Here is a 12,863-nt window from a genome sequence, read left to right as displayed (position 1 = left end):
AATTATGTATAGTTTTTTTTAATCTTGTACAATGATGTCTTTAGGATCATCTTTACCAAATTCTGGTTGGATATTAACATGGTTAATTTTAAACTTTTTAAATAATAAAACTTCAACGTCTTGAAGAATAGCATCAAATTGGGTTAAAGTAATGTTTTTGTTAAAATCAATATGTGCTTCTAAGTGGATTTCGTTTTCATTTAATTGCCAAACATGTATATGATGTACGCTTTTAATTTCCGCGAAAGCGTTAATTTGCTCTACAATTTGATCTACAGGTATTGTGTCTGGTGTAAATAACATCAGGACTTTTGTAGATTGTTTTAATAAATCAAATCCCATCCAAATTAGGTAGATAGCTATAGCTAAGGTTAGTAAACTATCTACCCAATATATTTGATAAAATTGCATTAGTACACCTCCTACAAGTACAGCAACACTTGCTAACATGTCTGTTAATAAGTGTAAATAAGCACTTCGCATATTCATGTTAGTTTGGCTGTCCTGTTTTAGTAATAATACACTAAAACCATTAGCTAAAATACCTAATAAAGCTAACCAAATAACCAAGTTACTTTGTATTGGTTCTGGATGTTGTATACGTTTTACAGCTTCTATTATTAATAAAATAGCAACTATTATTAGGGTAGCAGAATTTATGAATGCTGCCAGAATTTCGGCACGTTTAAATCCAAATGTACGTTGTAATGAGGCTTCTTTTTTAGATAACCTGTTAGCAATGTAACTAACAATTAAAGAGACAACATCACTAAAATTATGTAATGCATCACTTAATAAGGCTAAACTACCAGAAATTAGTCCTCCAATAACCTGTGATACAGTTATAAGTATGTTTAAAAATATGGATATAATTAAATTACGTCCTTTTAAATCTTTTACACTGTGTGTGTGGTTATGTGAGTGACTACGACTCATTTATTAACAATTTACTGGTATTTTATCGACACGATTTTGATGACGTCCTCCTTCAAACTTAGTCTCTAAAAACGTATCTACCATTGTAATAGCTTGCTGTACAGATGTATATCGTGCTGGAATACATATAATGTTAGCATTATTATGCTGTCTTGTTAACTCTGTAATCTCTTTAGTCCAGCAAATTCCTGCTCTTATTTTTTGATGTTTATTGGCTGTCATAGCTACACCATTTGCACTACCGCAAATTAAAATTCCAAATTCGGCTTTATTGTTTGCTACATCATCTGCTACTGGATGTACAAAATCTGGATAGTCAACACTATCGTTTGCATCTGTCCCATAGTTATTAACAATGTAACCTTTTGATTTTAAATGTTTAAGGATTTCAAATTTATAATCTGTTCCTGCGTGATCATTACCTATTGCTATTGTCATAGTAGTTGTGTTGTTATTTAAGTTTTCAAAGTTAATAATTGATTACAAGTAATAATAAGTAATAGGTATTAACTTATTGATAAAACGTAGTTTTGTGTAAACATCATAAAATCAGCAGTTTTTTTATAATTGTTAACTACTATGTGTTTATATCTTGATTACTTGTTAATATCTCTTGATTGTTTTTGAAAACTTTTATTAGGATAAGTCATAAAATTTTACAATCCCTAACATTTAATTAACATGCAAATAAGTTAACCTTAATTTTTTGTAAAGTTATTAGCACTTAATTGTCAATTTTTAACTGTTATTTTTTTTATAGTTATTAATAATTAACCGTTAATACTTGTTATTAACAATTGTTAATAGCCTACTTAACTACCTTTAAAATTAAGGGTTTAAATATTTAATAACTTGTTAATAGACTGCTTAAACTACACAAACAAATCAAAATCTAAAAAAGTTATACCGTTATTAACAAGCAATAATAAACATCAATTTTTTTTTAAAATTTTAAAAGAAATAAATGATATATAGTATATATGTGAATAACTCTAAAATTTAAATTTAATATTAGTTTAATTTTGATTTAATATTAAAAACGTAGCTTTGTATAAACTTAATATCTTCACTTCTTCTCTATTAAGTTAATAATAACAGAATTTCGATTAACTTTAAGAAATTCAATTAGATTAAAATTTAAATGACAAAAAAGAAAAAAAGGAAACCGTCACATAACAAGATTTCCAACCTTACAAATACAATTCTTAGTATTTTAAAAAAAGAAAGAACTAAAACATTTAACTATAAGCAAATAGCTTCTAAATTAGGAGTTAACGATGCTAGTAGTCGCAATCAGATAATTAAAAAATTAGCACAGCTTAAAGCTAAAGACGAGATAGAAGAAGTAGATCGTGGTAAATTTAAAGCTGTTGTTAATACTGAGTATCATACAGGTATCTTTGATGCTGCACAACGTGGCAACGGTTACGTAATTTGTGATGCTTTTGAAACCGATATTTATATAGCTTCTAACAATGTTAATAAAGCATTAGATGGAGATGAAGTAGAATTATACGTTTACAAACGCAGAAAACAAGGTAAACTTGAAGGCGAAATTACCAATATTATTAAACGTGCTAAAACAGAGTACGTTGGGACTATTCAAATACATGATAAAAAGAATTTTGCTTTTGTAGTAGTAGATGGTAATAAAATGAAAACTGACATTTTTGTACCTATTAACAAAACACTAAAAGCCCAAGATGGTGATAAAGTGGTTGTTACAATGTTAGATTGGCCAGATAAAGCAGATTCACCAAACGGAAAAGTAATTAAAGTTTTAGGTAAAGCTGGAGAACATAATACTGAAATACACTCTATTTTAGCAGAATACGGTTTACCATACGAGTTTCCTACAGAGGTAGAGGAGTATGCTAATAATATTAATTTAAATATTTTACCAGAAGAAATTGCTAAACGTCGCGATATGCGTCAAGATTTAACCTTTACTATCGATCCAAAAGATGCAAAAGATTTTGATGATGCTTTATCTTTTACGGTTTTAGATAATGGTTTGTATGAAATCGGTATTCATATTGCAGATGTATCGCATTATTTAAAAGAAGGTACTGTCCTTGATGACGAGGCTTATGAACGTGCAACCTCTGTGTATTTAGTAGATAGAGTAGTACCAATGTTACCAGAAATTTTATCAAATGGTGCTTGTTCATTACGTCCAAACGAAGAAAAATATACCTTTTCAGCAGTTTTTAAAATTAACGATAAAGCCGAAATTAAAGACCAATGGTTTGGTCGTACTGTAACTTACAGTGATGCACGTTTTGCTTATGAAGAAGCTCAGGCAATTATTGAAAATAACGTTGCATTTAATAAAGCTCAAATTATTTCTAATCCAGAAAAAATTGATACCAATATTCCAACAGAAGTTGCATTGGATGGTACAGCTTATAAAACCACACCAGAAATTGCACAAGCAGTTTTAAAATTAGATCAATTAGCCAAAAAAATGCGAAGTCAACGTATGCGATCTGGTGCCATTAGTTTTGATAAAGTTGAGGTTAAATTTTCTTTAGATGAAGAGGCTAACCCAATAGGAGTACATTTTAAAACCAGTCAAGATGCAAATAAGCTTATTGAAGAGTTTATGTTACTTGCTAATAAAAAAGTATCAGAGTTTGTATCTAAAATGAAACCACCAAAAACGTTTATCTATCGTGTACACGATGAGCCAGACGAAAGTAAACTAGCATCTTTACAAAGCGTTGTATCTAGATTTGGTCACAAATTAGACTTTAAAAGTGGTGGTGATATAGCTGGTGCTTTAAACAAGTTATTAACAGATGTACAAGGTAAAAAAGAACAAAATTTAGTCGATACTTTAGCAATTAGAACCATGTCTAAAGCTGAGTATACTACCAGTAATATAGGTCATTACGGTTTAGCATTTGGAGATTATTCTCATTTTACATCACCAATTAGACGTTATCCAGACGTTATTGCACATAGATTATTACAACGCTATTTAGATGGTGAAAAATCGGTCAGTGCAGAAACTTATGAAGAAATCTGTAAGCATTGTAGTAACATGGAGTATTTAGCAACAAAAGCGGAACGTGACTCGACTAAATACATGCAAATTAGATTTATGCAAGACCATCAAGACGAAGAGTTTGTTGGTGTTATTTCTGGAGCAACAGATTGGGGAATTTATATAGAAATTATCTCTAACAAGTGTGAAGGTATGGTAAGAATAAGAGATGTTAAAGGTGATTATTTTGAGTTTGACCAGGACCAATATGCTATTATTGGACGTGAAACTAAAATTATGTATCAACTTGGTGATGAGGTTATTGTAAAAGTTAAAAATGCAGATTTAGAAAAGCGTCACCTAGATTTTGAATTGATTGGTAAGTACCAAGAATAACATATTTTATTGTTAATAAGTACAAATTAAATGTATCACTAACCCTTTAGTAAGTGGTACATTTTTTATTTTACAAAACGTTAAATTACGTTATAAACAGTAACTTTTTGTTACATTTAACTACTAATAAATAAACTTTAAAACATGATTTTAACTACAACAAATACTATAGAAGGCTTTAAAATAATTGAATATAAAGGCATTATTACAGGTACCTCTTTTGAAATGAAAACTAAATTTTCTTTTAAAACAGAAAAAAACAAAGACATAACAAAAGATGTTATTAACGAAGCTAAAGAACACGCTTTTCAAGAGTTACAAACAAATGCTAGTAATTTAAATGCTAATGCTGTAGTTGGTATTAGTGTAGATATGGAAACCGTTAATGGCTCTTATTTTTTTGTATCAGTTACAGGTACAGCAGTTTCAGTAGCTTCAGATAAATAATTTTTTAAAACTGTAACAATTCAAAAAAAGCAAGCTCTTTATACAAACAAAACCTTTCTAAAAATGAAAAATTTATTACTTGCTGTATTCTTTTTAACAACTACTTTTTTAGTAGCTCAGAATGTAAAAGACAAAAATGTTGGAGATTTTAATGAAGTTAAAGTTTTTGATTTAATAAAAGTAAGCTTAGTTAAATCAACCGAAAATAAAGTTATGATTACTGGTGAAGATGTTGATGATGTTGAGATTATAATCAAAAATAATACACTTAAAGTACGCATGAAAATAGATCGTAGTTTTGATGGAACTAAAACTTTTGTAGCTGTACACTACACAGATTTAAAAGTTATTGATGCTAATGAAGGTGCTAAAATTGTAGGTAACGAGCTGATTGAACAAGACACTATCGAGTTACGTGCACAAGAAGGCGCATCTATTATTGCTGGTTTAGACGTCGATACAGTTAATGTAAGAGCTGTTTCTGGCGGAATTATAGAAACTAGAGGTAAAGCCTACACTCAAAATATAACGCTTAATACAGGAGGTATTTACGAAGGTCGTGATTTTGAAACCAAAAATACTAATGTAAAAGTAAGAGCTGCTGGTGAAGCAGAAGTTAAAGCAAGTGGTGTTGTAGATGCACGTATTACAGCTGGTGGAAATATTGATATTTATGGTAACCCAAAAACAGTTACTAAAAAACAAACCTTTGGTGGACGTATTGTTGTTAAAAATCAAGAATAAAAATATACTTAAAATAGATAATAAAGGCTTCAATTTAAATTGAAGCTTTTTTATTTTGTAGCTATTGTATTATGTCTTAACTAAATTATTTCTTTACTTTGTATTTAACGCATTTAAACATCCCATGTTAGACGATATTCTTAGAGCAATTCCTTTTGGTATAATTCTTTCTTTTACCGTAGGTCCTGTATTTTTTGTATTGTTAGAAACTAGTGCAACCAAAGGTGTTAGAAGTGCTTTAATCTTTGATTCTGGAGTTATTTTAGCAGATATTTTATTTATAGTGGTTGCTTTTTTTAGTACCGAAAAGCTTTTAGGTAAAATTGAAAACGATCCAAATTTTGTAATCTTTGGTGGTGTATTACTGGTTTTTTATGGTATTATTTCATTTGTAAAAACATCTAGATCATTTAGATCTATTGTTAAAGAATACCATAAAGTAGAATTAAAAAAAGGTTATGGTAAACTTTTTATAAAAGGGTTTTTACTTAACTTTATTAACATAGGTGTGTTATTAGGTTGGTTAGGTTTTATAGTTTTAGCTAGTAAGATTACAACCTCTCAAAACGGAGTTATTGTTTTTATTACCACAATGATAGTTGCTTATTTTATAACAGATTTAGTAAAAATTGTAGCAGCTAAACGTCTTAAAAATAAACTAACACCAAGACTTATTTTTAAAACTAAAAAAATAATAGCTTTAGTTATTTTAGGCTTTGGTATTTTACTATTAGCTCAAGGTTTTTTTCCTGAAGAAAAAGAAAAACTTAAAGAAAAGCTAGAGCAAATTAACCCATTATAATTCCTCAATTGCATGAGTACGATTCGATTTAAAAAACTTAATTTACCGCTTCGTATTTGTGTTTCAATTTTACTTTTAGGCGGATTATTTAAAATAATGCATTGGCCAAATTCTAGCTATTTATTATTAATTGCTATTTGTAGTATTATGATATTATATCCTATTAGGTTTTTTCTTAAAAAAGAAAAAGAAACCATGGATTATATTAAGCTTGGTATTATTCTGTTATGGTGTTTAAGCAATTTTACTAGGGTAATACATGTGTATCAATTTCCTGTACTACTTAATATTGCATTGTTACTATTGTTTGGTTGGTGGTTTATTAACGAAGGAACAGCCTATTTTACTAACCAAAATCTTAAGTTAAATGGTATTTATAAAACTGTTTATGTAACTGTTACTGTAATTATTTTTGGTTGTATTTTATTTGGCTGTTTATTTAAAATACAACATTGGCCTTATGGTAATTTATTATTTACTGTAGGTATATTTTTAGCTTCAATATTTATTATTGTAGATCATTTTTTAAGAAAATAAAACATATATGGCTAAAACCCAATATTATATTTATGTTGTGGAGTTATCTAAAAAAGTATTTACTCAAAATGCTAAATTCAGAGCAGCCAATCCACAATTTAATGGTGTTTTAGAATGTTTATATGTTGGTATGACTAGTAAAACTCCTAAACAACGGTTTTTACAACATAAAACTGGTTATGTTAATAAAAAGGGTCACAAATTATCTTCTAATATTGTTCAAAAGTATGGATCTTATTTAAGACCAAGTTTATATAATCACATTGGACCAATCGCAACTAGAGCAGAAGCTTTAAAAATGGAAGAAGCATTAGCTTTAGACTTACGTCGAAAGAAATATGCAGTCTGGTTTAATTAAAATTTTAGTGGTCATTGCGAGGTACGAAGCAATCTCATAATCTCAAAAAATAGTATAAAAATATAAGCATAAAAAAAAGCGCTACTTATAAAGTAACGCTTTGTTTGAGGTGTCGAGCGGATTCGAACCGCTGTAGATGGTGTTGCAGACCACTGCCTAGCCACTCGGCCACGACACCCTTAATAGGACAGCAAATATAAAAATAATTACTGTTTTACCCTATTTCTGTTAGTTTTTTCTTTTTTCTGTTAATTCTACTGTAACCATCTGTACATCACCACCAATCGGAGGATTTATTTTACTTACAGCCACTGTTGCCACAGTAATTAATTTGTCTTCTTTAAAAATACGGTCTAAAATACGCTTAGCAACATGCTCTAAAAGTGCACTTGGTGTAGCCATTTCTTCAACAACAACTTTATTTAAAAAAACATAATCAACAGTATCTTCTAATGCGTCTGTTGCTGTACTTTTTTGTAAATCTGCCTTTACTTTTAAATCTACTCGGTAATCACTTCCTATAGCAGTTTCTTCTTTTAAACAACCATGATAAGCTGTTACGCGTATATTTTCTAACTTAATTATTCCCATTTTCTATAAATTTTCAGCAAAAGTACCTAAAATAGTAGTTTACTAAATTTTTAAAGTGTGGTTAAATTCATTTCAACTAAAAAATAACTAATTTTACAGCGCATTGTTAATTTGGTAGTATGCCAATAAACTATTAATGTAAAGAATAAAAATATATGTCTGAAGATAAAAAGTCACTCAATTTTTTAGAGCAAATTATAGAAGAAGATTTAAACAATGGTTTAGATCAAAGTAAACTTCGTTTTAGATTTCCGCCAGAGCCTAATGGGTATTTACACATTGGTCATACTAAAGCTATTGGTATTAGTTTTGGTTTAGGAGAAAGATATAATGCACCTGTTAATTTACGTTTTGACGATACAAATCCTGCTAAAGAAGAGCAAGAGTATGTTGATGCTATAAAAGAAGATATTTCTTGGTTGGGTTACCAATGGGCAAACGAGTTATACTCTTCAGACTATTTTCAAATATTATTTGATTGGGCAGTTCAGCTAATTAAAGATGGTAAAGCTTATGTAGACTCTCAGTCTTCTGAAGCTATGGCAGAACAAAAAGGTACACCAACGCAACCAGGTGTAGATGGACCTTTTAGAAACCGTTCTGTAGAAGAAAATCTTGACCTTTTCATGCGCATGAAAAATGGCGAATTTGATGAAGGTGAGCATATTTTACGTGCTAAAATAGACATGCAACATACCAATATGTTAATGCGTGATCCTTTAATGTATCGTATTTTAAAGAAAGCACATCATAGGACAGGTGATACTTGGTGTATTTACCCAATGTATGATTGGACACATGGTGAGAGTGATTATATAGAGCAAATTTCGCATAGTTTATGCTCGTTAGAGTTTAAACCTCACAGAGAGTTATATGATTGGTTTAAAGAGCAGGTTTATGATTATTCTAAATCAGAATACCCAATGCAACCTAAGCAACGCGAGTTTGCACGTTTAAACCTTAGTTATACTATCATGAGTAAACGTAAGTTATTACAATTGGTAGAAGATGGTATTGTTAATGGTTGGGACGATCCACGTATGCCTACAATATCAGGTTTACGTCGTCGTGGTTTTACACCAAATTCAATCAGAAAATTTGTTGAAACCGTTGGTGTTGCTAAACGTGAAAATATTATAGATTATGCACTTTTAGAGTTTTGTATTCGTGAGGATTTAAACAAAAAAGCACCACGTGTAATGGCTGTTTTAAATCCTTTAAAAGTGGTGATTACTAACTATCCTGATGATAAAGAAGAATGGTTTGAAGCCGAAAATAATCAAGAAGATGCAAGTGCTGGATTTAGAAAAGTCCCTTTTTCTAAAGAGATTTATATTGAAAAAGCAGATTTTAAAGAAGAAGCTAGTAGTAAGTTTTTTAGATTAAAACTAGGTGGAGAAGTGCGACTTAAAAATGCTTACATTATAAAAGCAGATAGTGTTGTTAAAGATAGTCAAGGAAACGTTACAGAAGTACACTGTACTTACTCTGAGGATACAGAACGTCGTATAAAAGGAACTTTACATTGGGTTAGTATTAAACATGCTGTAAATGCACAAGTTAGAGAATATGATAGATTATTTTTAGACGAAGCTCCAGATAGTCATGAAGACAAATCTTTTATGGATTTTATCAATCCAAACAGTTTAAAAAACATCACAGCTTTTGTAGAACCTAGTTTAAAAGATGCAAAAGTAGGAGAGCAGTTCCAGTTTCAACGCTTAGGCTATTTTAATGTAGATAAAGATTCTACATCAGAAGCTTTAGTATTTAATAAAACGGTTGGTTTACGTGATAGTTGGGCAAAACAAAAGCCTAAAAATAATACTCAAAATAATCAACAAAAGCAGCCACAACAAAATAACAGACCTGCTATAGAACAAATTAAATCTTACGGTAAAAAGTATGATAGGATGAAGCCAGAGCAACAAGACAAGGCTAAAGCCGAAATCCAATCACTTGCTAAAGATGTTGCCTATCAAGATTTAGAACCACTATTTGGGACATCGGTTAAAAAGACAGGAACACGTGTTATTACCATGATAACTTTAGGTGTTTTACTAGATAATGGTTTAGATAAAACCGAAGCTATAAATGACTTTATAAATAAAGCACTTGAAGATAAAAGTGAATTATTAGTTAACGAAGCTAAAGCAATAAATAAATAAATAATTATAAGCCTACCTAATGCATTTATTAGGTAGGTTCTTTTTTTTCAGTTGAAACAGTTTAACATACTTTTTATATTTCTTCTTATTTGTATACAATATACAAATGCACAAGAGTATCCTGTTATCAATGATATGGTAACAGATAATGCTGGTATTTTTAGTGACTATGAAGCTCAAAATTTACGTGAAAAGTTAATGCAATATGAGCTTGATACTTCTCATGAAATTATAGTATTAACAATAAAAGAATTAGGAAATAATACTATAGAACAATATGCTTATGGTGTATTTAATCAAGAAAAAAATAAATTTGGTAAAGACAATGTAGATAATGGTCTTTTACTTTTAATTGCACCTAACCAAAGACAAGTGAGAATTGAAGTTGGTAATGGATTTGAGCCTATTATAACAGATGTTTTTTCATCTCATATTATTGATTATATCTTAACACCTTATTTTAAAAAAGAACAATATTTTGAAGGTGTAAATCATGCAATTTATGAAATAATTCAGCTAATTCAAGATCCTATTTATGCTCAAGAATTTGGTGATATTTACAGAAAAAAAGCTCAAGAATCTGAAATAAGTCCTGTCACCAAAGTTATTGCTTCCCTATTTTTAACTCTTGTATTTACTATAATTTTATACTACTGCTATTGCAAATTTGTACTTAAAGCAAGCATGTGGAAAACAAAAATTAAACCATTATATAGAAAGCATAAAATAAAGTTTTGGTTATTTGTTAGTGCACTTTTTTGTGTTGTTTATAATTTTTATACTCTGTCATGGATACTTTTTATGATTCTGTTTGTATCAAGTTTTTTATCAATATTTGTGTTTGTTGGATTTGGTATAATTTTAAAATTAGCTTTTAAAAGAGCCATAACTATTTTTAAAAGTCTTTTAACTGGTAAACTAGGTTTTATTAATTTTTGGTGGTACTTTCCTTTAACTTTTTTATTATTTTTTGCAGCTTTTGCATTTGGATTTACTCCAATTATGATGGGCTTTTTTATGTTAATTACTATTGTATTTAATAAAGATAGTAATGAGATGATATCAAATTTCTCATGGGAATTTTATGTTATTGCTATCGCACTTATTTTTATTTCATTTTTTGTAATATCTATTGTTAGGGCAATCAAAAAAATTAAAAGTAGTTATAAAGAAACTTTTGGTTTTTCTATTTTTAAAATGGGAGTAGGATTATCATCTAAAGGAGGTAATGGAAGTGGCTCTTCTAGAGGTTACTCGTCTTCTGGTTCTAGAAGTTACTCATCCTCATCCCGAAGTAGTAGTTATTCAGGTGGAGGAGGACGCTCATCTGGAGGAGGAGCTAGTGGTAGTTGGTAATTAGTGTTGTAACATTTTTTTGTTTTTTGATACCAATAACTAGATTATAAGCTTTACTTTATAAACTTGATAGACTTTAAAATACATGATTCCGTTTTAGATCTTCCAGATACTTGGAACACTTTAGTCACACACGATATTTTTTTACAAACCCCTTTTTTAAACGCTTTAGAAGTTTCTTGTCCTAAAAATATTAAAACGCATTACATTTCTATTTTTGATAACCAGAAACAAGTCGGTTTAGCAGTTGTACAGCGCGTTAAAATATATATTGATGACGTATTTAGAAACCCAACAGATAATGCTTTAAAACGCTTTATAAAAACTGTTATAGCCCAAGTAGTTAAAGGTAATGCCTTAATTGTTGGTAATTTAATTCATACAGGACAGCATGGTTTATTTTTTGATCAAAATTATATTAGTCAAACTAATTTTTTAACTACTGTTTTTAATGCAATAAATACCTTAGCATTAACTATTAAAAAAGAGGAAGGTAAAACTATACGTATTATAGGTTTTAAGGATTATTTTACGACAGATAGTATCCATTTGAATACCTCGTTATTTACTAAAAATCAATTATATAAATTACAAGTCCAACCAAGTATGGTTTTAAGTTTAAAACAGGAGTGGAGTAGTATTGATGACTATGTTATCAGTCTTAAAAAGAAATACAGAAGTAGATATAGAACAGCGCTTAAAAAAGCTAATACCATTGTAAAAAAGGAATTAGATTTAGGCGCTATTGTTTCAGAATCTGAACAGTTATTTACTTTATATAAATACGTTTCAGATAATGCTAAAGTCAATTCATTTGTATTAGACCAACAGCATTTTTTCAATTTAAAAAAACATTTAGATCAAGATTTTAAGGTGTTTGGTTACTATTTAGATGGTAAACTTATTGGATTTTATACCTTAATTATTAATAATTCTGATTTAGAAACCTATTTTTTGGGTTACAATCCTAAGTATCAACACAAGCATCAATTGTATTTAAATATGTTGTATGATATGCTAGCTTTTGGAATTGATAATAACTTAAAACAAGTCGTCTATGCTAGAACAGCACTTGAAATAAAAAGCTCAGTAGGAGCAAAGCCTGAAGTGATGTATATTTATATGAAACATACTAATACTGTATTTATAAATCCTGTTTTAAGATACATTGTTAAAACTTTAAATCCTGTTAAAAAGTGGGAACAAAGACATCCTTTTAAATAGTATTTTAATAAACCTTTAGCATTATTAATTTTGTATTGGTTTGTTTTTAATTTATTTTAAATCAATAACTTAAAAACATAATTAACATGAGTAATACACAAGATTTACTAACTAAGATATCACAAAAAACAATTCAAATAAAAAGGGATTATCCAGAACTACAAAAGTATCTTGATGAGACTAGAATTACATTACCACAAGGTGATAACTCGTCTCCTAAAGTAGACCAAGAAGCCTTACAAAACTATTTAAATACTTTGGATGAAATGGTTACTAAGTATAAGTCTAAATAAAAAAAGTCTCAAAATTTAATTT

13 protein-coding genes and 1 tRNA gene are annotated in these 12,863 nt (G+C 29.2%); 10 read left to right on the top strand and 4 right to left on the bottom strand.

Translation table 11 applies throughout. From position 1 onward, the window contains the following. Positions 1-18: 18 nt before the first annotated feature. Together ITB9_RS11340 and rpiB are read right to left on the bottom strand one after the other, a co-directional pair. Complete coding sequence (locus ITB9_RS11340) at positions 19-936, bottom strand: cation diffusion facilitator family transporter (protein WP_054852323.1); 918 nt, start codon at positions 934-936, stop codon at positions 19-21. Between the two features lie 3 nt (positions 937-939). Continuing rightward, positions 940-1,374, bottom strand: a complete 435-nt coding sequence (gene rpiB / locus ITB9_RS11335) for a ribose 5-phosphate isomerase B (protein ID WP_054852322.1) — start codon at positions 1,372-1,374, stop codon at positions 940-942. Positions 1,375-2,077: 703 nt separating this feature from the next. Here rpiB and ITB9_RS11330 point away from each other — a divergent pair. The 6 genes from ITB9_RS11330 to ITB9_RS11305 all read left to right on the top strand — a co-directional run bounded on the left by ITB9_RS11330 (position 2,078) and on the right by ITB9_RS11305 (position 7,209). Further along, positions 2,078-4,321 (top strand): ribonuclease R family protein, encoded by a 2,244-nt coding sequence (locus ITB9_RS11330; protein ID WP_054852321.1) that lies wholly within the window; start codon positions 2,078-2,080, stop codon positions 4,319-4,321. 144 nt (positions 4,322-4,465) lie between these two features. Further along, complete coding sequence (locus ITB9_RS11325) at positions 4,466-4,768, top strand: YbjQ family protein (protein WP_028288868.1); 303 nt, start codon at positions 4,466-4,468, stop codon at positions 4,766-4,768. Positions 4,769-4,831: 63 nt separating this feature from the next. Beyond that, the gene (locus ITB9_RS11320) at positions 4,832-5,512 is read left to right on the top strand and encodes a head GIN domain-containing protein (protein WP_054852320.1); all 681 of its coding nucleotides are present in this window, start codon (positions 4,832-4,834) and stop codon (positions 5,510-5,512) included. A gap of 124 nt (positions 5,513-5,636) precedes the next feature. Next, a complete protein-coding gene (locus ITB9_RS11315; RefSeq protein WP_054852319.1) occupies positions 5,637-6,314 on the top strand; it encodes a LysE family translocator in 678 nt (225 codons plus the stop codon). A gap of 12 nt (positions 6,315-6,326) precedes the next feature. Further along, on the top strand, positions 6,327-6,851 hold the full coding sequence (locus ITB9_RS11310; RefSeq protein WP_148638441.1) for a hypothetical protein: 525 nt from the start codon (positions 6,327-6,329) through the stop codon (positions 6,849-6,851). Between the two features lie 7 nt (positions 6,852-6,858). Then, positions 6,859-7,209 carry a hypothetical protein gene (locus ITB9_RS11305; protein WP_028606644.1) on the top strand — a complete coding sequence of 117 codons (351 nt, stop codon included), beginning with the start codon at positions 6,859-6,861 and terminating at the stop codon, positions 7,207-7,209. Positions 7,210-7,316: 107 nt separating this feature from the next. Here the strand turns inward: ITB9_RS11305 and ITB9_RS11300 are convergent. Next, positions 7,317-7,387 (bottom strand) — tRNA-Cys (locus tag ITB9_RS11300). Between the two features lie 50 nt (positions 7,388-7,437). Continuing rightward, on the bottom strand, positions 7,438-7,800 hold the full coding sequence (folB, locus tag ITB9_RS11295; protein WP_028288864.1) for a dihydroneopterin aldolase: 363 nt from the start codon (positions 7,798-7,800) through the stop codon (positions 7,438-7,440). Between the two features lie 155 nt (positions 7,801-7,955). On the opposite strand from folB, the gene ITB9_RS11290 reads away from it, so the two are divergent. The 4 genes from ITB9_RS11290 to ITB9_RS11275 all read left to right on the top strand — a co-directional run bounded on the left by ITB9_RS11290 (position 7,956) and on the right by ITB9_RS11275 (position 12,841). Continuing rightward, positions 7,956-9,968, top strand: a complete 2,013-nt coding sequence (locus tag ITB9_RS11290; protein WP_054852317.1) for a glutamine--tRNA ligase/YqeY domain fusion protein — start codon at positions 7,956-7,958, stop codon at positions 9,966-9,968. 51 nt (positions 9,969-10,019) lie between these two features. Beyond that, positions 10,020-11,324 carry a YgcG family protein gene (locus tag ITB9_RS11285; RefSeq protein WP_054852316.1) on the top strand — a complete coding sequence of 435 codons (1,305 nt, stop codon included), beginning with the start codon at positions 10,020-10,022 and terminating at the stop codon, positions 11,322-11,324. 66 nt (positions 11,325-11,390) lie between these two features. Further along, a complete protein-coding gene (locus ITB9_RS11280) occupies positions 11,391-12,548 on the top strand; it encodes a GNAT family N-acetyltransferase (RefSeq protein ID WP_054852315.1) in 1,158 nt (385 codons plus the stop codon). Positions 12,549-12,634: 86 nt separating this feature from the next. After that, on the top strand, positions 12,635-12,841 hold the full coding sequence (locus ITB9_RS11275) for a hypothetical protein (RefSeq protein WP_054852314.1): 207 nt from the start codon (positions 12,635-12,637) through the stop codon (positions 12,839-12,841). Positions 12,842-12,863: the final 22 nt, after the last annotated feature.

It is taken from the genome of Olleya sp. ITB9 (assembly GCF_001315805.1).
Lineage (GTDB): Bacteria > Bacteroidota > Bacteroidia > Flavobacteriales > Flavobacteriaceae > Olleya > Olleya sediminilitoris.
The sequence above is the reverse complement of the archived record's forward strand: the minus strand, read 5'-3'. Positions and strand labels throughout refer to the sequence as shown.